This window comes from Flagellimonas sp. MMG031 (assembly GCF_040112705.1).
Lineage (GTDB): Bacteria > Bacteroidota > Bacteroidia > Flavobacteriales > Flavobacteriaceae > Flagellimonas.
Map to the genome: position 1 here is coordinate 3,678,128 of NZ_CP157804.1, position 21,838 is coordinate 3,699,965.

The window sequence follows — 21,838 nt, forward strand, 5'->3', positions numbered from 1 at the left end:
TAAAACAAGCACATGATACCATCAAATTTATACTATTTTTGAGGTATGAACGAACCTTTGGCAGAACGCATACGTCCCAAAACCTTGGAGGACTACATCAGTCAACAACATCTAGTGGGCAAGGAAGGTGCGCTTACCAACCAAATCAAGAACGGTATTATCCCCTCACTTATTTTTTGGGGGCCACCGGGAACGGGCAAAACCACCTTGGCCAACATTATTGCCTCCGAGAGCCAACGTCCATTTTACACTTTGAGCGCTATTAGCAGCGGAGTAAAGGATGTACGCGAGGTCATCGAGAAAGCAAAGCAGAGTGGCGGCCTGTTCACCTCAAAAAATCCCATTCTTTTTATTGATGAAATCCATCGGTTCAGCAAATCCCAACAAGATTCTTTGCTGGGCGCCGTGGAAAAGGGATGGGTAACCCTTATTGGTGCCACTACGGAGAACCCAAGTTTTGAAGTCATCCCGGCACTTTTGTCGAGATGTCAGGTGTACACCCTGAATCCGTTTGGGAAAGAGGATCTGGTGGCCCTTTTGGAGCGGGCTATCCAAACAGATGTCCAACTTTCCAAAAAACAGATTGAACTCAAGGAAACAGAAGCCCTATTGCGACTTTCGGGCGGAGATGGCCGAAAATTGCTCAATATTTTCGAGCTTTTGATCAATTCAGAAAGTGGAGCCAAGATCAGTATCACCAATGATCTGGTGTTGAGCAAAGTTCAAAAGAACACGGTGCTCTACGATAAAACCGGCGAACAGCATTATGATATCATCTCAGCCTTTATCAAAAGTATCCGGGGCAGTGACCCCAATGCGGCGGTATATTGGTTGGCCAGAATGATAGAGGGTGGCGAGGATGTGAAATTCATTGCCAGAAGGATGATCATTTTGGCTTCGGAAGACATTGGGAACGCCAACCCTACGGCCTTGGTATTGGCCAACACCACGTTCCAGTCCGTTACCACCATCGGTTTTCCCGAAGCGCGGATTATTCTGAGCCAGTGTGCGACCTATTTGGCAAGTTCCCCAAAGAGCAATGCCAGTTACATGGCCATCAACGAGGCACAACAGACCGTTCGACAGACCGGCGATCTTTCAGTGCCCATGGCGATCCGAAATGCCCCGACCAAATTAATGAAGGACTTGGGTTATGGCAAAGGCTACGATTATGCGCACAACCATGAAAATAATTTTGTGGACTTCGAGTTTCTGCCCGATGAGATTTCGGGTACTACGTTTTACAGGCCAGGTAATAATCCAAGGGAAAATGCCATGCGGGATTTCCTAAAAAAGAGGTGGAAGGACAAGTACGATCTTTAAAATTTGATCTGCAGTTCTTTCTGGACCTTTTGCCCATTTTCGGAATACTCCATCAACCACTTCCCGTCCTTTTCAAAAACTACGGCATTGTTACCCTGATAGGTTGTGATGAACACGTTGTCCATTGAAGTGGATTCCAGTCGGAGCACCACTTTGGGCGTACTGTCCACCAGCTGATATCCATTTGCTATGGGCTGTGCATATAGCATGCCTTCTGGAAGATCAACATGTTCTTCGGCTATACTGGGGCTTGTTTCCCTGACGATGTCGGTAGGTTTTGGTTCGATGCTCTTGTACACCTGCTCTTCAGTAGTTGCCTTTTGTTCCAATACGTGTTCCGTGGATTCCTCTTTCACCGATTTTACATCATCCCGAAAACTTACCACTATGGTTGCGGGCTCCTCAACTTCTTCTTTGGGCTCATAGGCATAGTTCAATCCTGTAAATGAGACAAAGGTATTCTGGATGGCATCCCGGTACGCCTCCTTGTACTCCTTTATACGGTTTTTTGCTTCCATCGATCGGAACACTTCTTGGTTTTTACAATCCACAAGTGCTATGGACAGTTTTGTGGAGAACATGGTGGATTCATCAATCAAATCCGCTGTTAGGCCCAAGCACTTATCCGCAGCCAAATCCGCAGGCATTTCATCATCATAGATGGCGTTAAAACCATTTTCCTCAAAATAATACTTGATCAGGGTGCTGGTCTGATATTGATTTTCGGACCTGAACTCCTCAAATTTTTTGGGAACAATAATGTATTTGTAATCATTCAGCTGTGCATTTACCGCACCTCCGAACATCAAGGCTAACCATAAAATGTATGTGACTTTCGATTTCATACAGAACTATACTCAATTATTGTTCCAAGATATAATATTAAATCCGAACTGTAAAGAAGCATAGTGGCTATCGGCAATATTGGAATAGCTCAATAGATTGTCCGCCAAGACATAAAAGTTGACAGGACCTAGCTGTAGATTGGCACCCAAACCAAGGTTGGTAAAGGTATATTTATCGATGGTGTAGGTAGTTTTCAAAGAAAGTACCCTGCCAAATCGCCGTTGATAAAACCCAGTTAGGGCGGCTTGTATCCCCTTGGGCCGTTTGATCATAAACAACTGTCCGCCTACGCTATTCCTGTAATAATCTCTATTGCTTCCGCCCCCAACATTAACGCCACATCCGCAATTGTCGAATACCGAACTACGTCCGCCCTCGCCAAAATCGTAGCGGACTGACCCATAAACCTTTACGGGTCTCCAAGAGATATAGCCCGAATCATTCTCTCCATAAGGCAAGGCCTCCTCGATCTCGTCCAGAAGTTCTTGCCAAAGATCATTGTTCACATCGTCGATATCTTCTGGAAGAAAGACAGTGATTCCCTCGGTAGTCGTGTTGCCGCTCAGGGTATAGTTCCAAACATCCTTGGTGTTGCTAATAAATCCGACATCCAAGATACTTCCGGTAATGGTGGTCTGTGGATTCAGATTGTAACTGAAGCCAAAATCGAGTCCCAACCCCAAATTGCCACCAAAAAGCACCCTTTCGGTAAACAGACTGGTTACATCCCGTTGTGTGGTTCCGGTATCTTCTTCTGCAATATCATAAAAACCTCTTATACCGGCTGTTTGCAACTGCATGTCGGCACTGATAGCACTTTCGTAAACATTGTTCTGTCCAGGTCTGGTAACAAAGGAACCGGAGTTACGAATGGATTGAAACTGGAAGATACTGGAATAGATTTTGGCCCTTCCTCCTATCGTGAGGCTGTTGTCTATTTTTTTGTTGATACCAAAATGGAACACATTGACCATTTCTCCCCTAAGATTCAAATCTCCAAGATCAAAACTTCGTCCAATATTGTTCCCTCCGTTGCCCTCGAACGCCAAGATGGCCAAATCCTTGGGCCAATAGGAAATGATGTCCATTTCCCCGTACATTCCAAAGGAATAGTAGGTATCCGGTCTATTGCGCCCCCTAAAACCTACGGTAATGCCCTCTATTTGACTGGTGGAACTAAAATCGTCCCTGTCGCTCATCACATCCAAGAGGCGTTCCCTGACCTTGGTGGTAAAGTCTACCCCATCGTTGGCGAATAAATCGTTGACGGTAACGCCGCTTGTGGCTGCTTGAAAAGCTAGACCTGACAACACAGGAAGGCCCGCATGCCATTTTTGGGATGTCTTCACCCCGGGATTTACCATCAAGGACTGCGGAATTTCGTTAAAATCGTAGAGTAGTTGCTTGTTCTGAGCTGTAGCCATGAGGTTGCACAGCAGTACAAAAAAAAGTATTCGGGACACTATTCTCATTTTAACTCAAATAAAAATTCGGCCCCTGATCTTAATATGATTTTGGGGTCATCCACTGGGGAAGTACTGGAGGTGTCACCCAAATTAAGCGCAGAAATTCGTAAGCGCTCTGTGTTGACGAGAATATCCAAACTCTTCCCCCCTGGTCCATAGAACACATCCCTTGTAACCAAACCTGAAGGTTCTGCCGATATATCGAGTACTTCCATATCCAAAACAGTTCCGCCTGCATTCAAAAACTCGATCAATACCCGAACGGGCTTGCTGGTGGTATTTTCCATCTCATAAGTGATGGTTCCCTCCAGTAAACGCTCTGCCACGTAGTCTTGGCTGAAAGCTTCAAAAGTGACTTCCCGCGTATAAAAAGGGCCTCCGGAACTTCCCGAATTAATGGTGGCCTCATCGGATTCCAGATAAAAGAGTCCTGATGCCAAGACAGGGGTAATGGACAAATCATCGATTTGACTGAAGTCCTGTTCCTCGGTACAAGAAGTTGGTACGCAAAGGAAACCCGCGAGCAGAACTACGCCATAGAGCAATCTTTTCATAGCTGAATGCATTTTCTAGTGTCAAATAATGCGGTTAACCACTTAAATATAACTCTATAAAATGCTTTTTATTTCAATCAAATCGTTAATGATGATGGATTCACCATGATCGGGCTCTTTGTGAAAATTATAGTGCAATACCTGCATCCCCATGGCCTTTGCTCCCAAAATATCCGCTTCCAGGTTGTCCCCGATCATCAAAGAATTTTTGGGGTTGACCTCTGCCATTTCTAAGGCCAGTTCAAAAATATAGGGGTCTGGCTTTTTGACGCCCGCCATCTCGGAATCGACAATTTTTTGAAAATAATGATGGATTTGACTTCCCTTTAACTTTTTTTCCTGCACTTCTTGAAAACCATTGGTAATGATGTGCAATTTGTATTTGGGAAAAAGATAATCCAAGGTTTGAACCGTATTGGGCAGTAAATGGGTATAGGAGGACAAATGCGCAATATAATCGTGCGCCAACACATGGATGACCTCGTCCGAAACTTGAACACGTAGGGCATCAAACGTCTGCTTCAACCGCTGGTACCTCAGCTCGGATTTGCTGATTCCATTATTGCGGTAGAGTGCCCACATTTGTAAGTTGATGGGAGCATACACTTCCAAAAATCCATCCAAATCAATATCTACCTTATTGTCCCCCAAAATTTTGGCAAAGGTAAGTGCAGAGTTTTTCTCAAAATCCCAAAGGGTATGGTCCAAGTCAAAAAAGATATCGGTGATGGGGTGCTCAAACATAGTAACGCTTTAACATGGATTGATACAGTTGCATCCAATCCAAAGGTTGTTTTCCTCCCAACAGTTCGTTGGAAAAAACCAAAACAAAATCTCCCTTCACCTGTTTTACCAAACGATACACCCGGTCCATTTTCTCAAAAACCTCTTCTTTGGTCTTGTATTTGACCAGTGCATAATCGTGCATGGCAAAGGGATGGATTTTTATCGGTTGTCGCACCTCGGTATTGATGTCATAAAAATAAAATGGGGTACAGGTACCTGCCCTAAACCCGATTTCGTGGGTATATCCCATGGAAAAATCATCGGTAAATTCGGTTTCCACCAAATTGCGGTAGGTCGCAGGAACATTTACCTTGTTATAACGAAGCCGTGCATAGCTTATGGGCCTATTGATCAAGTTGCCCAATTGCTTTTTCTCTTCCCGAAAGTACATTCTTGTCGGATGTGGACACAAAGGAAGTGCTCAGCGATACGATACTATAGTCGGCAATGGATTTGATCAGGTAGCGAAACCTGTTATTGGTGGTGGCAACGTTCTTGTCATGCGCCGAATGCTTGGCAAATTGAAAGAAGAACATGGTTTTGATGGGGAATTTCTTATGGATTTCCACCAGATCAAAGAAATTATCGTAAGGGTCTTTTTTGATCCGCAGCAACACGGAAAAGCGTTCCCAAATCTCCCGAAACCGAAAATTGCCCAGATCCAACAAAAAACCGCCCAATGTTCGCGAAATACCGCGCATGGCATAGGCATGCGATGTGGTCACATTGATAATGGAGGTAAAACTGTACGACTTCTCCTTGGTCTCCAGATCGGGAAAACGCTCTTGAAGCGCTTCCAAAAGCTTATACGCCCAAAGGTCGACCACGGGAAGTTCCAAAAAATCGTGCTGGTAGGCGATGCTCTCCTTTACGGGAAACCGGCCCACACTATCCTTCACATGGGGCAAATATTCCTCATACCGGCTCAAAAGGAAAAAGCTGGCCGAAAAAATATCAAAAGGGACGGTACTTTTCTCTCCAGAAGCAAAAAAACAAGGAATCCCGTCCCAGTCAGACACCTTGATTTCCAAATCGTTGATGCCTTGTTCAAACAACAGATCATTGCTTCGGATAAAAAATTCGTTCTGTAGCGGTTGCTTGGAATAGGTCATTTTTGGACCATTGTGCTTGATGAAGTCCTCCACCTTTGTGGTAAATCCCATTTCCACTCCCAAAATCCGCTCGAAGAGGTGCTTGGCCGTATAGGTCAAACGATTGGTTACCTTATGGGTGAATATCAACAACATGGGCTACAAAATTCCTTTATCCGCAAAACTGAGGTATTCATTTTGGGCCAAGATGAGATGGTCCAACACTTGAATATCCAAAGCTTCGGAAGCTGTTTTTAGTTTTTGTGTGATTTTTTTATCGGCCACACTGGGCTTTAAGGTTCCCGAAGGATGGTTGTGCGCCAAAATGATTCCAACTGCGCCAAGCTCCAAGGCTTGTTTCAGCACCAATCGCACATCGACCAAAGTTCCTGTAATGCCCCCTTTGCTCAATTGTGATTTATGGATGACCTTGTTGGAGTTGTTGAGATATACAATCCAGAACTCTTCGTGCGGAAGCTCGCCGATCAATGGGTATAGCAATTCAAAAACATCATGGCTGCTCTGTATCTTGACAATTTTTGAGGTATCCTCCAGTCGTCTGCGTCTTCCGACTTCCAAGGCTGCCGCAATACTTACGGCCTTGGCTTCACCAATGCCCTTAAAACGCATCAATTGGTTGACGGAAAGTTTGCCCAGCTCGTTCAAATTATTGTCCACCGAGGCCAAAATACGTTTGGAAAGTTCCACTGCACTCTCATCCCTACTACCGGAACCGATCAAAATGGCGATCAGTTCGGCATCGGAAAGTACAAAACTCCCTTTCTGCACCAGTTTCTCCCGAGGCCTGTCGTCGTCGGCCCAGTTTTTTATGGAAAAGGAAGCTAGTTTTTCTTGCATGGTCTAAAGATAGGAGAATAATTTTATGTAAATTTCAATATAAATCCTTGGATATGAAATCGATTTTCAACTCGGAAGCCTACGAAGAAATTTTATCGCGAATCGACCAACTATCGGAATCTTCGGAACGGCAGTGGGGAAAAATGCAAGTGGGCCAAATGCTGCACCATTGCCAGTATCCCTTAAAAATAGGATTGGGAAGGCACAATCCGAAGAACAAACCCAGCCTGATGCTGAAGGTAATGGGCAAATTTTTCAAGAAAAGCCTGTACAACGATAAGCCGTGGAAACAAAATCTGCCGACCGCCAAAAGCTTTAAGGTGGAAGATGACAAGGATTTCGCTGCAGAAAAGGAGATTTTGCTTGGTCTTATCCGTGATTTTCACCAAGAAAAGGATAAAAAAGAATGGGATCCACACCCTGCGTTCGGTTCCTTTACGGCAGAACAGTGGGGACAAATGCAATACAAGCACCTGGACCACCATCTGCGACAGTTTGGAGTCTGATGGTTATTGGAAAGTGGACATCGCCTCATAAAACTCGACCTCATCCACCCCCATCTGTTGGCAAATCCATTTGGCACCTGCCATGCTTCTAAGATTATCAGATCCAGAAATTTCCAGGGGCAACTCACCATCGGGCGTTTCCAGAAAGATTTCACCATCTTCCTCTTGATAGGCGGGAGTGGCGTAGGGAAATTTACGAATGGGATTCTCCGAAGCTTCGACCAGTTCCTTTACCATCACATCCTCATCGTTGTAAGTAATACTCCCCCCTTTTACCACACTATCCACAAAATGGGCAAATTGCGCTGAATCAACCGCTTCTGAGGTAGCGATATCGCTCAATAAGGCTATGTTCGGAATGTATTTTTGGAATTGGGGCGTGGCATCCAAGGAAGACGATGCCTGATTATTTGCCTCGATCAGGATAAAATCATTCTCTTTGGTAAGATGTATACCGCTGGAAGTTTCGGTCACATAATCCGCCGCCACATCATTATATTCCAATGCATGCAGGATCATTTGGGTGACGGTGCCATGATGTTGAGAACCGGCAATCACCACCCGCGTTTTGTATTTGGCCTGTTCGTAAAGAAAATCAGGAAAAGAGAATAAGGGCAAGCCCAGTTCTTGCGCCTTAACCATTTCTGGGTTGTCCACCTGTACCTTGGAACCTATCACTACGGCATCCAAGTTGGTATGGATACTATCCGAAAACCAACCCGCACCTTTGGACAATAATCCCTGTTCCTCCATCATGGTCTTTAGGGATTCGTCAAAAACCTCGTCGCTGCCCGTTACCACTGTTCCATTTTTATGCAGGGCCACGGCCAAATTAAACATATTGACCTCCCCCATTCCAATAAAATGTACCTGCATCTTTTGTGTTTTGAACCGCAAAAATAACCATTGCCGATGCCATTGCAAATAGGGAGGCTGCCTATTAATCTTTATATTGGTCCTAAAATCAGAAATCAATGAACCTATCAGAAATTGAACCAAGGGAAATCATGCCCGGATACCACGGAAAATTAGTGCATGGCGAACGGATGAGCTGGGTGTTTTGGGATGTGGACCAAAATGCGGAGGTGCCCGAACATCAGCACGACCACGAACAGATCATGCACGTAGTGGAGGGCACTTTTGAGTTTACCTTGAATGGAAAAACAGGCAGGTACCACCCGGGTGATGTGGTCATTATCCCATCCAATGCACCCCATAGCGGAAAGGCGTTGACACCCTGTAAACTAATGGATATTTTTAGTCCCGTAAGAGAACAGTACCGATGAATATTTCACTCCAAGGAAAAAAGGCCCTTGTTGGCGGAAGCAGCAAAGGGATTGGTGCGGCCATAGCAAAACAACTGGCTGCCAGTGGCGCGAGTGTGACCCTGATGGCGCGTAGCGAAGGGCGAATGCAGGAGCTCATTGAGGAAATGGACAGCTCTCAAGGACAACAACACCAATTCCTTTCGGTGGATTTTACCGATTTTGAAGCCTACAAAACCAAAATAGCAAGGTATTTCGAGACCAATACCGTGGATATTTTGGTCAACAATACGCAGGGGCCCGAAGGCGGCGGTGCGCTCGAAAAGAAAGTGGATGATTATCAAAATGCCTTCGATTTATTGTTCAAGTCGGTGGTGTACACTACGGAGCTGGCCCTAAAACACATGCAGGAGCAACACTGGGGGCGTATTATCAACATAGCATCCATATCGGTAAAGGAACCGCTGAACTACTTGGCGCTTTCCAATACCATTAGAGCTGCCGTGGTCACCTGGGCCAAGAGTTTGGCCTACGATGTGGCCAAAGACGGCATTACGGTAAACAGCACCCTAACAGGTTATTTTGACACGGACCGCATTGCCCAACTAAACTCCAAAAAAGCGGAAAAAATGGGTGTTTCCCCGGATGAAGTCCGCTCCAACATGGAAGAGCAAGTACCCGTAAAACGGATTGGCGACCCAAAGGAATATGGCTATTTGGTGACTTTCTTGGCATCGGAACAGGCCGCCTTTATTACGGGAACCAATATCCCGATTGATGGCGGACTACTAAAATCGTTGTAAAGTAAGGACCCTTAGGGCCTTTCATGGGATACATTGTTAGATGTGGTATTTCTATTCAGTTATTCTGTTTTTCAAATCCATTTGTCCGTGTAAAATTCTCGTAATCTCAATCGGTTGGTTAATTCGTTTTCGATAAAAAATGATATGTCGGCTTGTTTTAAGCCCGAATAAGTCTTTGGTTATATCATCGTAGTTTTTTCCCAACCCAGGATTGTTTGCAATGTCTTGGCAACTGTCCAATAGTAGGTTATAATATCTATCTGCTTGTTGCTCAGACCACTTTTCAGTTGTGTATTCCCAAATTCGGGTTAAATCCTCAACTGCTTTATGGGTCAGTTCATATTTAGCCATTCTTTTTACGCCTGGCCTTTAATTCCTGAAGATGTTTTTCTGGGTCAAAATCATGAGCAATTCCGCTGTCAATTCCTTCCTGTATCGCATTTCTCAAAGCAAGAGCTTTACTTTCTTCATGCTCTAATAGTCGAAGTCCGGCCCTGATTACTTCACTTACGTTTTTATACCTTCCGGCTGAAACTTGGTTACTTACAAATTGGTCAAAATAATTTCCAAGGGATATGGATGTGTTTTTACTCATAACTCACATTTTTACCCGAAATTACCAAAAATTGGTAATTTTTCCAAGCTATACCCAATCGCAATCAGCAAAAGGGGGGGCGCACTGCGTGCGTGGTTTTGCGTTCCTGAAGGGATATTGCCATCAACGTTTGTGGCTATGGTTTCGTTGCGGATAAATCCGCGAGGATTTTCCGCCGTAACCCAAAGTTAATAAATACGCAAGGAATTTCAGTAATGAAATTCCGCCGCAATGAGCTATACACGGTGTTAGCATAAGTATTTAATTTTCGTTTTCGATTAAGTCTAATATTTTTTTCGATATAAAAAACCGATGAAATTTTTGCCCCATTCCATTTTCTTTATAATTAGATATTGTTTTTCCAAAAAATCCAATTTCTGTTTTGGTATTGTTAATTTTTGGATATATAGTTAATTGAAGAGTGTCTTTTTTATTGTAAAATTCTAAGTGATAAAGAGCTCTTTTACCGCCATATTTATATTTTTCATTTTTAAAATAGTTAGTTGAGTCAGTAAAAAAAGAAGTAAAATTATTTAGCTTCTTTCTTTCGTCAATTATCCTTTTAAATTGATAGTCAAACATTTTTTTTATTTCAATTTTTTCGACTGAATTAAAATCAAATTTTGGAAATTCCTGTTTTGAGTTATCTTCAAATAAACAAGAATTTAATGAAAGTCCTAATAACAATAAAAAACACAGTCTTAATTTCATATTTATGCTAACCGGCCTTGTTTATGGCGAGTGAGGCGTGCCTCACGGGGAGCCATCGTTACGCCTCATTCGGTATAAGTGCAGTTGATGGCTTTGGCTTTTGCCTGTAGCCCTAGTTAAAGATAGAAAAAACTTTCATGGGTCATGAGGTGGAATGTACAAGGCCCGTTGATGGCGATCAGCAAAAGGGGAGCGCAGGTCGTGCGTGGTTTTGCGTTCCCGAAGGGATATTGCCATCAACGGCCTCGTATAACCGTCAGTTACGGGTTTATATGCGTTAATTTTCGGTTTGGCAGAGACGTTAGCAATTCCGAGTGGATTCGGACGTAGTCGAATCATCCGTAATTGCGGTTACACATTGTTGTTCGCTGGCTTTTATTCATTTAATAATTCAATTTCAGTTATTGTCGGTTTTTCATAAGCTAAAACAGTCAAACAGCCATTTGTTGTCGCTATGAAAAATTCATTCAATTGGTCAACTGCTCTACTAACGTCCAATATTCCGCTTTGGGTAATTTCTCCAGATTTCCAACCGCCTTTAATTATTCTAAACAGGTGAAATCCGTTTTTAAAATCAGGTAAATCCCAATAACCTAAAAAATCACCTTCGTCCAAATATCGAAATCCGTTAAATCCGCTGAATTCATATTCAATTCCGATTTGTTTTTCCGCATTTTCCCAAGTCGAAATCGTTATTTTCAATCCGAAATTGTCTGTCCACTGGAAATCAATTATATCACTTTCTTTTTTCGAGAAATATTCTTTTCCAATTTTGTCAATTGTCATTTCCATATCGGTTTTCAGCTTGCGTACAACTATTGAATACAAAGACAATTCCTTATATCCCTACTTATTTGTACTAAACATACTACTTTTTTGCTTACAAAAAATTCATTCGCATTAGTAGGTCTATTCCCGATTTTGGGAAAATATGGGAGGTTAAACGCACCTACGTCACCACCAAACTCCCAAAAAGCGGAAATAAAGGTGTCGCCCCAAAAGATGTCCGCAGTAATATCGAAGAACGAGTACCCCCAAAACCGATTGGCAATTCAAAGGATTTTGGCTATTTAGCCACCTTCTTGGCATTGGAACAGGTAGCTATTCTAACAGCAACCCCATATCCCGATTGATGGCGGACTTCTAAAACACTCTAAACCCACTCATTTTCAATAAAATAACTTGACCAAGAAAATCATAGCTATTTGTTTTTTAGGTACTTTTATATGGTAACCAATAAATCATTAACCCTATGAACTCTAAAGTGTTTTTGGGAATCCGTATCCTCTTGGGGCTTTTTGTCCTCATATTCGGATTGAACAAATTTCTCAATTTTATTCCCGCGGGAGGTGAAATGTCCGAACCGGCGATGAACTATTTTGGGGGGCTATCCTCCACCTACACCATCCAATTGGTGGCCATTGTGGAAATTTTAGCGGGACTTGCGCTCATTTTCAACAAGTATGGCGCCTTAATGGCCTTGGTGCTGATGAGTGTATCCGTAAATGCCGTGCTTTTTCATGCCACTCTGGATATCGGCAACATTGGACCCGCTTTGGGACTGTTGATTCTCAATATCTTGGTATTGGTAGGATATAAGGATAGGTACAAAGATCTGTTGAGGGCATAAACGCTTTGAAAGAGGCTGTTTAAAAAGTTGATTTTTGTCAACCTGAACTTGCCTGCCTGCCGGCAAAGGCAGGTTTCAGGTTCTCATAATGATTTGTTTACCAGAACGATGAGATTCTGAAATAAATTCAGAATGACATATTTCACTACTTTTTAGACAGCCTCTTTTTTTTACAAACTCATTTTATCCTTAAAAATGTAGGATTGCCTGCGGGAAACCTCTACCTCTTCCCCATTTTTCATGGTGAGTTTCAACTTGCCGTTGAACCATGGCACCACATTTTCGATATAGTCTGTGTTGACAATCTGTTGCCGATTCGCCCTAAAAAAAGCATCCTCCGGTAGTTTTTCCTCCACCTGGTTGAGCGATTTGTAGAGCATGGGCTTTTTGTCCTCAAAAAACACCCGCGTATAGTTCCCAACGATTTCGAACATCGAAATATCGCCAATCTTCACCAACCAGCACGACTCTCCATCTTTGATGAAAATCTGACTGTTTGCAGCGAGCCTTTTAGCCGTGGTCGATTCCGTGGTTTTGGAAGACAATTTTTCACGCACCTTTTCCAAGGCCATGTCAAAACGTTTGTTGCTCACGGGTTTCAGCAAGTAATCCAACGCATTGTACTCAAAGGATTTAATGGCATACTCATCGTAAGCGGTAGTAAATATGGTAATGGGCACCTCATCCAATAATTCCAAAAGGTCAAAGCCATTTTTTTCGGGCATATTGATATCCAGAAAAAGGAGGTCAGGAGATTCTTTCTCTATGAGCTCCACCCCGTCGTCCACATTCGCCGCCTCCCCAACGAGCTCCAAATCATCATGTAGTTTGATGAGTTCCTTTAGCTCGTTCCGGGCCAACCTGGAGTCTTCAACTATGACTGCCCTAATGTTCATTCCATGGGGATTTTGATTTCTGCCACAACCTCATCGGAGATTTCTTTCAAGGTAAAGGATGCCTGATCGGCATACAATAATTTTAATCGTTGTTCAATATTCTTCAAGCCCAATTGGGTGGAATCTTGGGTCATCTGAAGTTTTCCCGTGTTCCGCACTTCAATATGTAGCTGTTCATCCGTTCTAAAAATAGACAAAACAATCCGTCCGCCATGCTTTAGATTGGAAATACCGTGTTTGGCGGCGTTTTCGATCAACAATTGAATGATCATTGGAGGAATCCGTAGGTCCAGGGTGTTCTCTTCAATCTGTTTTACAAACTCCAAACGGTCCTCAAACTGGATTTTGGACAGGTCGATATAATTGTCCACTACTTCCACCTCCTCCCGAACAGGGATGTCGTTGACGTTGTTCTTCGTCAACGAATACCGAAGGATTTCGGAGAGTTTGGTCAGCATTTCCCGAGAGCGGTCCACATCCTCGAGCATCAAGCCACGGATATTGTTGAGGCTATTGAACATAAAATGGGGGTTGATTTGTCCTTTTAGCGTATTTAGTTGCGCCTGTTTCAGGGTGGTGTTCAGCTCCAAACGCTCTATTCGGTTCTGATTCAGTTTTAAGAGCAATTTGATGACCAAGTAAGTTATGGTCCAAGCTCCTACCAAAAACAAAGAGTTCAACACTTGGATCAAAATCTTATCATATCCTTCGAACATCTTCAGTTCGGTTTCTGTGAGTTCCGGACCAAACTTAAAGTAGAGGTATCCTGACAAGAAATTCAATAGCCCAAATAATAAAGCGGCCAACAAAATGGATACTATGATTTTGAGGACTTCCTTCCCTCCAAAAGAATCAAAATGGACATTTTTTTTGAGATACCATCGTAGTATAGAGGTGCTGAATACTCCGATAAAAATACCCACAACGACCGAAAAAACGGTCAGTTCCCAACTAAGGTTGTGAGGAACCAAAATTGAAATGGCATTAATAAACCCCCATCCCAATAATTGTAGGGTCCAAAATGCAATATTGCGTTTGCGCGAACTTAATTCCATCCTTTAGAGCACGAATGGCTCAAATATACATTAAACTAGATTGGTGCGGAGTAGTTAGGAGTTTTGTGCCTCCTTGCTTTTCAAAGCTTTGCGGCACGATTTTTTGTTGGAAATGAATGAAATCCAAATCATACTCGTGCTTGCGTAGAAAATGGGGAAAAACTCCATGTATTCCCAACCATTTACCTTGCCGATAAAGGCAGTGACAACGCCTACGATTCCAATGATCAAGACTACTTTCTGATGTGTTGTAAACTTTTTCATAGTGATGTTTTGATGCGATTTCCTCGCGGATTATAAAATGATACTAACTAAAAGTGTTATGATCAATTTGGCCAGTGCTATCATGATTGTTCGGTTTTAAGATGTTTTGATGATGCTAAAGTAATGGACCACCCTTGTTTGTAGAAGTGATTTATGACAAGTGGTCATTTTGACCCACCGAACGGTAAAAACCCTGTAAATGGGTCTTAAAAAAATCGTAAATAGCTGATTTTGTTCTATTTCACTTTTGGAGGAAACTTGGAAAACACCTTCTTCACTACCTCTCGTAGCTGTTCTTCACGAACACTGGGCGATGCATTGTCGCGGAGCCCGCTTTCGGAAGTCGCTTGCCAAATAAGGGCATCACGCTGGGCATCCACCAAGTCAAACTGAATGCTGCGTTTCCAATTGGACCCGCCCAGAGGCAATCCAACAGAAATACCCCCACCTACGTTTCGTCCCGTACCGCCAATGCCCACACCAACATTGTTGTTGGGAGCGCCCCTGTATTCATCGCTAATGATATTAACGAACAGCTCGGGCTCTTCGGCCAAACGATATCCTCGCGATTTTAAAGTGGAATCCAAGGCTCGTAGCAATCGTCTTTCGTCCAACTGACTTAGGCCCGATTTCATATCCGGGTAGTAATTGTAGGTCGTGTATCCTGAAAAATCGATGGTTTTATCGTAATCATAATTCACCCTGACAGAGCTACAGGATGCCAATAAAAGCACCAACATTATGGGTAGAACAGTTCGCATCTTAGGACTTTTGGATTCTCCTAAAATTAATCAATAAATTGATGAAGTACCCGAAGAACCGACATTATTCGTTCAACAGCTTCCAAAGTCTATCCTTGAGCTGCTGAATCCCCAAACCGCTAACGGAAGAGATGAACATGTAGGGAACATCCTTAAAATCGTCCTTCATATCGGCGTCCATTTCCTCGATGAGTTCTTGGTCCAACATATCGCACTTGGATACGGCCACCAAACGTTCCTTGTCCAGCAATTCAGGATTGTACCGTCTAAGCTCGTCCAATAGGATGTTGTATTCCTGGCTGATGTCCTTGCTATCGGCCGGAATCAAGAACAACAAAGTGGCATTGCGCTCAATATGCCGCAGAAAATAGTGTCCAAGGCCTTTGCCTTCGGCCGCCCCTTCGATGATTCCGGGAATATCGGCCATTACAAAACTTTGGAAGTCCCGATATTCCACAATGCCCAAGTTGGGCTTTAGAGTAGTAAATTCGTAATTGGCAATTTTTGGCTTGGCAGAGGTCATTACAGAAAGTAACGTGGATTTTCCAGCGTTGGGAAAGCCCACCAGACCTACATCGGCCAACACCTTCAATTCCAAAGTGAGGTGACCTTCCTGCCCTTTGATTCCGGGCTGTGCGTATCTCGGGGTTTGATTGGTGGCACTCTTAAAATGCCAGTTTCCCAATCCGCCCATACCGCCTTCGAGCACCACCTTCTCCTCACCGTCCTCGGTAATCTCAAAAAGGATTTCGTTAGTTTCGGTATCGCGTACCACGGTACCCAACGGCACTTCCAAGTACACATCCTCACCATCGGCCCCAGTGCTTCGGCTTTTGCTGCCATGCTCTCCGTGACCGGCCTTAAAATGTTTTTGGAACTTAAAATGGACCAAGGTCCACAAGTTTTTGTTCCCTTTGATTATGACATGACCTCCTCGACCACCATCACCTCCATCCGGGCCTCCTTTGGCCACATATTTTTCGCGACGTAAATGTGCAGAACCCTTCCCTCCGTTGCCGGAAGCAATGTGCACCTTTACATAATCGACAAAATTTCCTTCGGTCATATGCTAAACTAAAAAATCGTTGTGGAAATCAACTACAGGGAGTCGATTACCTTGCTCAAACGTTCGGTAATATCTTGGATATCCCCTATTCCATTTACGGAGTGGAATTTTCCCTGTGCTTCGTAGTAGGCTTTGAGCGGTGCCGTTTTTTCATTGTATTCATCAAAACGGTTGCGGATCTTGCTCTCGTCCTGATCATCGGAGCGTCCGCTGCTCTTGCCACGTTCCAATAAACGTTCCACCAAAATATCATCCTCTGCTTCCAGGGCAATGGTTGCGTTTACTTTCATGTCCTTGGACTCCAAGAAATTGTCCAACGCCTGTGCCTGGGCCGCAGTTCGCGGGAAGCCATCAAAAATAAAACCTGCCGCATCCGGGTTTTTCTCCACCTCGTCCTTGAGCATATCGATGGTCACCTCATCTGGCACCAATTCTCCTTTATCGATATAGGATTTTGCCAAGGTACCGAGTTCGGTCCCATTTTTAATATTGAAACGGAACACATCCCCCGTGGAAATGTGTTTTAGATTGTACTTTTCCTTAAGGAAACCTGCTTGGGTTCCTTTTCCTGCTCCTGGCTTTCCAAAAAGCACTAGGTTGATCATATCTGTTTGATTTAATTGGTAAACTTCTCTAAGGTTACGGCCCAGTTCATTGTAATCCAGTCCATATCCCACTATAAAGTGATCGGGGATTTCCAGACCCACATAATCGATGGCGTATTCCCCGTTGTAAATATCCGATTTATAAAAAAGGGTCCCGATTTTGAACTCCTTTACATTCTTGTTGGAAAAGAGATGAACCAACTGTTTCAAGGTTCGTCCCGTATCCACCACATCTTCCAAAATAATGACACTCTTTCCTTCCAGTTCATCGGGCACATCCAACAGCGTTTCCACAATGCCCGTTGAGGTAAGTCCCTGATAGGAACTCAACCGCACAAAGGAAACTTCGCATGGGTGTTGATAGGCCTTCAAAAAATCGGACACAAACATAAAGGCACCATTGAGCACACCCACAAACAAGGGTGTTTCATCCTTGTAATCGGCCGCAATCTCCTTGGCCATTTTATCAATGGCAGCAAGGATTTGTTCTTCCTTTAAATACGGCTTAAAATACTTGTCGTGGAGTTTGATCAATGTTCTCAAGTTATGGTCAGGTTGGCAAAGATACTATTTTTAGCACTCCTAAGCCCCTACATCTTTTATACCCTCGTGGATTTCATGTATTTTTGCCCACATTCAATATACAGATCGATGCAATTTTTCTCTTCTGACTTTAAACTGGGAATTTTAGGTGGCGGACAATTGGGCAAAATGATGCTCTACGAAACCCGGAAATGGGACGTACAGACCAAAGTTATGGATGCCTCGGCCGAAGCACCCTGTAAAATAGCCTGCAATGAATTTGTACAGGGCAGTTTGATGGATTTTGATGCCGTTTATGCCTTTGGGAAGGATGTAGACGTGCTGACCATCGAAATTGAAAACGTCAACGTAAACGCTCTTGAAAAATTGGAACACGAGGGAATCAAGGTCTATCCCCCCACTAAAACCTTGAGAACCATACAGAATAAGGCCGTACAAAAATTGTTTTATACGGACCACGGTATCCCAACGGCACCTTTCACCCGATTTGCCTACACCTCCGAAATTGAGGACAGCATCCTGAACGGAGGGCTTTCCTTGCCCTTTGTATGGAAAAGTGCCCAATTTGGCTATGATGGCCAAGGGGTTAAGGTTGTTCGAACCATGGAAGATCTAAAAGACCTCCCCAATGTGGAGTGCATTGCCGAGCAAATGATCGACTTTAAAAACGAATTGGCCGTTATCGTGGCGCGAAACACCAAAGGTGAGGTCGTAACGTACCCTGTGGTGGAAATGGAGTTTCACCCAGAAGCCAATCAGGTGGAGTACGTAATCTGTCCCGCAAGGATTGATGACGAAGTGGCCCAAAAAGCTAGGGAAATTGCATTAAAAGTTTCGGAGCACATGAAACACGTTGGCCTATTGGCCGTAGAAATGTTCCAGACCCAAGACGACCAAATTTTGGTGAACGAATCGGCCCCAAGACCGCACAACAGTGGCCATTACAGTATTGAAGCAGGCTACACCAACCAATTTGAACAGCACATCAGGGCCATTTTAGGCTTGCCACTAGGAAAAACGGACAGTAAAGTCGCCGGAATTATGGTTAATTTGGTGGGAGCTGAAGGCCATACCGGCGATGTGGTCTACGAAAACATCGAAAAAATATTGGAAATGGATGGAGTAACCCCGCACATTTACGGTAAAAAACAAACCCGCCCTTTCCGCAAAATGGGCCACGTGACCATCGTGGACGAAAATATGGCCAGGGCCAGGGAAGTGGCACAGCAAGTAAAGGAAACCATAAAAGTGATAAGCAAATAGGATATGAGCAAAGTAGCCGTAATCATGGGAAGCACAAGCGACCTTCCCGTTATGCAAGACGCCATCGATATATTGAAGGAATTGGGAGTACAAGTGGATGTAGACATCGTATCTGCCCACCGGACCCCCGAAAAACTGTTCAGTTTTAGCAAAAGCGCACACACCAATGGCTATTCGGCCATTATTGCCGGTGCCGGAGGGGCTGCTCACTTGCCCGGAATGGTAGCATCCCTATCGCCATTGCCGGTTATAGGCGTTCCCGTAAAAAGCAGTAATTCCATAGATGGCTGGGATTCCGTGTTATCCATCCTACAAATGCCCGGTGGAGTTCCAGTGGCCACAGTAGCTTTGAACGGTGCAAAAAACGCTGGAATCCTCGCCGCACAGATCATAGGAAGCTCCAACAGCCAGATTATGGAAAACATTATCGCTTACAAAGAGGGACTCAAGGAGAAAGTAATCAAAGGTGCCGAAGAGGTACAGAAAAAATACTAAGTAGCAACCCATAGCTCATGAACTTCAACCAAATTGGCATTTTGGTAGGGATTTGTGCCGTAGCCTTTTTTGGCTTCACGCTAAAAAAAGTAAGCAACCCCTATATCAAAGGACTTTGGAAAAGTGGTCTTTTGGTTTTCTTCCTATATGCAGCCATATTGATCTATGTGGAAATACGCTGGCAATTTATTTCCAGTTATGCCCAAAAATATGACCTGAACGGCAATGGTTTTGTGGATTTGAACGAGTATTCCGATGAAGCCATGGCCGCCATGAACAAAATGACAAGCGGCGCCAAAGCAAAAAGCTTCGCTGCCCTGACCGTTGCAGGATTATCCTCCATCATCGGATTTGGATTTTTGATAAGCGATTGGGCCGTAACCTATTTAAAGAACAAAGAGTAGAACAACAACTATGAACAATCCATTATTGGAGCCTTTTGATGAGGCACCATTTTCCAAAATAAAGAACGAACATTTTAAACCGGCCTTTCTTCAAGCCATCGAAGATGCCAAAAAAGAAATCTATGCCATTGTAGCCAATCCAGAAGCCCCCTCTTTTGAAAATACTTTGGAAGCTTTGGATTTTGCTGGATATCAACTCGACCGTATTTCTAGTATCTTTTTTAACCTAAACTCGGCAGAGACCAACGAAGAAATCCAGAAAATAGCGCAAGAGGTATCGCCATGGCTATCCGAATTCAGCAATGACATTACCTTGAACGAAGGTCTTTTTGCACGCATCAAAACGGTTTATGAGCAACGTGATTCGTTGGACCTGACCACAGAGCAACGGACCCTCCTTGAGAAGAAGTACAAGAATTTTAGCCGGAACGGGGCCAATTTAACCGAAGAGAACAAAAAACGCCTTCGGGAAATCGATACGGAGCTTGCCAAACTGAAACTCACCTTTGGTGAAAATGTTTTGGCGGAGACCAACAAATACGAAATGTTGCTTACGGATGAAAAGGATGTGGACGGCCTTCCCGATGGCACCAAGGAAGCGGCTGCCCAACTTGCAGAATCCAAGGGCAAAGAGGGTTGGCTGATCACTTTGGACTACCCAAGCTATATCCCTTTTATGAAATATGCCAAAAACAGGGAGTTGCGAAAGAAACTGTCCATGGCCTTCGGAAGCAAAGGGTTTCACGGCGACGAGCTGGACAATCAGGAGAATGTAAAGCGAATCGTGAACCTACGCCACGAAAGAGCCAATTTATTGGGCTATACCACCCATGCCCACTTTGTGCTTGAAGAGCGTATGGCGGAAACCCCCGAAAAAGTACAGGAATTTCTCAACGAACTTTTGGAAAAAGCCAAACCTGCCGCAGAACGTGAGTTTGCCGAACTGGAAGCCTTTGCCAAGGAGTTGGACCATATCGACCGTTTGGAAAAATGGGACAGTGCCTACTATTCCGAAAAATTGAAGCAAAAACTCTTCAATTTGGACGATGAAAAGCTAAAACCCTATTTCAAGCTCGAAAATGTAATCAACGGGGTTTTCAAGGTTGCGGAAAATCTCTTTGGACTCACCTTCAAGGAAGTAGACCATGTGGACAAGTATCACCAAGAAGTAAAAACCTTTGAAGTGTACGAAAATGGAAACTTTATCTCACTGTTTTATGCCGATTTCCACCCGAGGCCTGGAAAACGAGGTGGCGCTTGGATGACCAGTTACAAACCACAATACATTTTTGATGGTAAAAACAACAGGCCACATATTTCCAATGTCTGTAATTTTACCAAGCCTACCAGCTCAAAACCATCATTGCTTACCTTTAACGAAGTCACCACGCTATTCCATGAATTCGGACATGCGCTACACGGCATGTTGGCCAACACCACCTACCCTAGCCTATCCGGAACGTCTGTGTACTGGGACTTTGTGGAGTTGCCAAGTCAGGTGATGGAAAATTGGTGCTACGAAAAAGAAGCCTTGGAACTGTTTGCCCATCACTACGAAACCGGTGAATTGATTCCTATGGAACTGGTGGAGAAAATAAAGGAATCCGCCACATTCCAAGAAGGGATGGCCACTGTTCGCCAATTGAGCTTTGGATTGCTGGACATGGCTTGGCATGGCGGCGACCCATCAAACATAACAGATGTAAAAGCCTTTGAAGATGCCGCGTTCGAAAGCACCGATTTGTTCCCAAAAACACCGGAAACGTGCATGAGCACATCATTCGCCCATATTTTTCAAGGTGGGTATTCATCCGGCTACTACAGTTACAAGTGGGCAGAGGTATTGGATGCGGACGCTTTTGCCTACTTTAAGGAAAATGGGATTTTCAATAAAACGGTTGCCCATAAGTTCAAGGAGTTCGTGCTTTCCAAAGGAGGAACCGAAAACCCGATGGAACTTTATGTAAAATTTAGGGGAGCCGAACCAAGCATTGATGCCTTGTTGGAGCGGGCAGGATTGCTAGCCAAATGAAAAGGTATAGGACCACAATT

Annotated in this window: 27 protein-coding genes; 9 read left to right on the plus strand and 18 right to left on the minus strand. The window is 43.9% G+C overall.

The features are described from left to right. The first annotated feature begins 45 nt into the window (after positions 1-45). Entirely contained in the window at positions 46-1,323 is a 1,278-nt protein-coding gene (locus tag ABNE31_RS16775) for a replication-associated recombination protein A (protein ID WP_179384489.1), read from the plus strand. Here ABNE31_RS16775 and ABNE31_RS16780 read toward each other — a convergent pair. The 7 genes from ABNE31_RS16780 to radC are packed head-to-tail and all read right to left on the minus strand — an operon-like array spanning position 1,320 to position 6,924. Beyond that, positions 1,320-2,168 carry a hypothetical protein gene (locus ABNE31_RS16780; RefSeq protein WP_293289786.1) on the minus strand — a complete coding sequence of 283 codons (849 nt, stop codon included), beginning with the start codon at positions 2,166-2,168 and terminating at the stop codon, positions 1,320-1,322. The two genes, ABNE31_RS16775 and ABNE31_RS16780, sit on opposite strands and share 4 nt — an antisense overlap. Positions 2,169-2,180: 12 nt before the next feature. After that, positions 2,181-3,641, minus strand: a complete 1,461-nt coding sequence (locus tag ABNE31_RS16785; protein ID WP_293289784.1) for a DUF5723 family protein — start codon at positions 3,639-3,641, stop codon at positions 2,181-2,183. Next, positions 3,638-4,189 carry a hypothetical protein gene (locus ABNE31_RS16790; protein WP_293289782.1) on the minus strand — a complete coding sequence of 184 codons (552 nt, stop codon included), beginning with the start codon at positions 4,187-4,189 and terminating at the stop codon, positions 3,638-3,640. The genes ABNE31_RS16785 and ABNE31_RS16790 overlap by 4 nt, the downstream gene beginning before the upstream one ends. A gap of 54 nt (positions 4,190-4,243) precedes the next feature. Further along, on the minus strand, positions 4,244-4,933 hold the full coding sequence (locus tag ABNE31_RS16795) for a YjjG family noncanonical pyrimidine nucleotidase (RefSeq protein WP_293289780.1): 690 nt from the start codon (positions 4,931-4,933) through the stop codon (positions 4,244-4,246). Further along, the gene (locus ABNE31_RS16800; RefSeq protein ID WP_349351896.1) at positions 4,926-5,366 is read right to left on the minus strand and encodes a hypothetical protein; all 441 of its coding nucleotides are present in this window, start codon (positions 5,364-5,366) and stop codon (positions 4,926-4,928) included. The genes ABNE31_RS16795 and ABNE31_RS16800 overlap by 8 nt, the downstream gene beginning before the upstream one ends. Beyond that, complete coding sequence (locus ABNE31_RS16805) at positions 5,320-6,222, minus strand: hypothetical protein (protein ID WP_349351897.1); 903 nt, start codon at positions 6,220-6,222, stop codon at positions 5,320-5,322. The genes ABNE31_RS16800 and ABNE31_RS16805 overlap by 47 nt, the downstream gene beginning before the upstream one ends. Positions 6,223-6,225: 3 nt before the next feature. Then, on the minus strand, positions 6,226-6,924 hold the full coding sequence (gene radC / locus ABNE31_RS16810) for a DNA repair protein RadC (RefSeq protein ID WP_293289776.1): 699 nt from the start codon (positions 6,922-6,924) through the stop codon (positions 6,226-6,228). A 53-nt stretch (positions 6,925-6,977) separates the two neighbouring features. Between radC and ABNE31_RS16815 the strand changes: the two genes are divergently transcribed. Further along, a complete protein-coding gene (locus ABNE31_RS16815; RefSeq protein ID WP_293289774.1) occupies positions 6,978-7,430 on the plus strand; it encodes a DUF1569 domain-containing protein in 453 nt (150 codons plus the stop codon). Positions 7,431-7,433: 3 nt separating this feature from the next. On the opposite strand, the gene ABNE31_RS16820 is transcribed toward ABNE31_RS16815, so the two are convergent. Continuing rightward, on the minus strand, positions 7,434-8,306 hold the full coding sequence (locus ABNE31_RS16820; RefSeq protein WP_293289772.1) for a Mur ligase domain-containing protein: 873 nt from the start codon (positions 8,304-8,306) through the stop codon (positions 7,434-7,436). Between the two features lie 98 nt (positions 8,307-8,404). Here ABNE31_RS16820 and ABNE31_RS16825 point away from each other — a divergent pair, with 98 nt between their 5' ends. Both ABNE31_RS16825 and ABNE31_RS16830 read left to right on the plus strand, forming a co-directional pair. Continuing rightward, entirely contained in the window at positions 8,405-8,716 is a 312-nt protein-coding gene (locus ABNE31_RS16825) for a cupin domain-containing protein (protein ID WP_293289770.1), read from the plus strand. Then, entirely contained in the window at positions 8,713-9,498 is a 786-nt protein-coding gene (locus tag ABNE31_RS16830; protein WP_293289768.1) for an SDR family oxidoreductase, read from the plus strand. The genes ABNE31_RS16825 and ABNE31_RS16830 overlap by 4 nt, the downstream gene beginning before the upstream one ends. A gap of 51 nt (positions 9,499-9,549) precedes the next feature. On the opposite strand, the gene ABNE31_RS16835 is transcribed toward ABNE31_RS16830, so the two are convergent. The 4 genes from ABNE31_RS16835 to ABNE31_RS16850 form a co-directional block, all read right to left on the minus strand. Next, positions 9,550-9,849, minus strand: a complete 300-nt coding sequence (locus ABNE31_RS16835) for a type II toxin-antitoxin system RelE/ParE family toxin (RefSeq protein WP_293289766.1) — start codon at positions 9,847-9,849, stop codon at positions 9,550-9,552. Then, positions 9,842-10,093 carry a type II toxin-antitoxin system ParD family antitoxin gene (locus ABNE31_RS16840; RefSeq protein ID WP_293282760.1) on the minus strand — a complete coding sequence of 84 codons (252 nt, stop codon included), beginning with the start codon at positions 10,091-10,093 and terminating at the stop codon, positions 9,842-9,844. The genes ABNE31_RS16835 and ABNE31_RS16840 overlap by 8 nt, the downstream gene beginning before the upstream one ends. Before the next feature lie 261 nt (positions 10,094-10,354). After that, positions 10,355-10,804, minus strand: a complete 450-nt coding sequence (locus ABNE31_RS16845; RefSeq protein WP_293282758.1) for a hypothetical protein — start codon at positions 10,802-10,804, stop codon at positions 10,355-10,357. A 375-nt stretch (positions 10,805-11,179) separates the two neighbouring features. After that, on the minus strand, positions 11,180-11,596 hold the full coding sequence (locus tag ABNE31_RS16850; protein WP_349351898.1) for a hypothetical protein: 417 nt from the start codon (positions 11,594-11,596) through the stop codon (positions 11,180-11,182). 460 nt (positions 11,597-12,056) lie between these two features. Between ABNE31_RS16850 and ABNE31_RS16855 the strand changes: the two genes are divergently transcribed. After that, on the plus strand, positions 12,057-12,434 hold the full coding sequence (locus ABNE31_RS16855) for a DoxX family membrane protein (protein WP_293289679.1): 378 nt from the start codon (positions 12,057-12,059) through the stop codon (positions 12,432-12,434). A gap of 170 nt (positions 12,435-12,604) precedes the next feature. On the opposite strand, the gene ABNE31_RS16860 is transcribed toward ABNE31_RS16855, so the two are convergent. The 6 genes from ABNE31_RS16860 to ABNE31_RS16885 all read right to left on the minus strand — a co-directional run bounded on the left by ABNE31_RS16860 (position 12,605) and on the right by ABNE31_RS16885 (position 17,615). Beyond that, complete coding sequence (locus ABNE31_RS16860) at positions 12,605-13,330, minus strand: LytTR family DNA-binding domain-containing protein (RefSeq protein WP_293289681.1); 726 nt, start codon at positions 13,328-13,330, stop codon at positions 12,605-12,607. Further along, complete coding sequence (locus ABNE31_RS16865) at positions 13,327-14,385, minus strand: histidine kinase (protein ID WP_293289683.1); 1,059 nt, start codon at positions 14,383-14,385, stop codon at positions 13,327-13,329. Before ABNE31_RS16865 ends, ABNE31_RS16860 begins: the two co-directional genes overlap by 4 nt. A 54-nt stretch (positions 14,386-14,439) precedes the next feature. Then, the gene (locus tag ABNE31_RS16870) at positions 14,440-14,649 is read right to left on the minus strand and encodes a hypothetical protein (RefSeq protein ID WP_293282750.1); all 210 of its coding nucleotides are present in this window, start codon (positions 14,647-14,649) and stop codon (positions 14,440-14,442) included. Positions 14,650-14,885: 236 nt separating this feature from the next. Beyond that, complete coding sequence (locus tag ABNE31_RS16875; RefSeq protein WP_293289685.1) at positions 14,886-15,410, minus strand: DUF4136 domain-containing protein; 525 nt, start codon at positions 15,408-15,410, stop codon at positions 14,886-14,888. Between the two features lie 64 nt (positions 15,411-15,474). After that, entirely contained in the window at positions 15,475-16,476 is a 1,002-nt protein-coding gene (gene obgE / locus ABNE31_RS16880; protein ID WP_179384509.1) for a GTPase ObgE, read from the minus strand. Between the two features lie 32 nt (positions 16,477-16,508). After that, the gene (locus ABNE31_RS16885; protein ID WP_179384584.1) at positions 16,509-17,615 is read right to left on the minus strand and encodes an adenylate kinase; all 1,107 of its coding nucleotides are present in this window, start codon (positions 17,613-17,615) and stop codon (positions 16,509-16,511) included. Positions 17,616-17,732: 117 nt separating this feature from the next. Between ABNE31_RS16885 and ABNE31_RS16890 the strand changes: the two genes are divergently transcribed. The 4 genes from ABNE31_RS16890 to ABNE31_RS16905 are packed head-to-tail and all read left to right on the plus strand — an operon-like array spanning position 17,733 to position 21,818. Next, positions 17,733-18,887 (plus strand): 5-(carboxyamino)imidazole ribonucleotide synthase, encoded by a 1,155-nt coding sequence (locus ABNE31_RS16890; protein ID WP_293282745.1) that lies wholly within the window; start codon positions 17,733-17,735, stop codon positions 18,885-18,887. A gap of 3 nt (positions 18,888-18,890) precedes the next feature. Further along, a complete protein-coding gene (gene purE / locus ABNE31_RS16895; RefSeq protein ID WP_179384511.1) occupies positions 18,891-19,382 on the plus strand; it encodes a 5-(carboxyamino)imidazole ribonucleotide mutase in 492 nt (163 codons plus the stop codon). A gap of 17 nt (positions 19,383-19,399) precedes the next feature. Further along, complete coding sequence (locus ABNE31_RS16900) at positions 19,400-19,786, plus strand: hypothetical protein (RefSeq protein ID WP_179384512.1); 387 nt, start codon at positions 19,400-19,402, stop codon at positions 19,784-19,786. Positions 19,787-19,796: 10 nt separating this feature from the next. Then, on the plus strand, positions 19,797-21,818 hold the full coding sequence (locus ABNE31_RS16905) for a M3 family metallopeptidase (protein WP_349351899.1): 2,022 nt from the start codon (positions 19,797-19,799) through the stop codon (positions 21,816-21,818). Positions 21,819-21,838 lie beyond the last annotated feature (20 nt).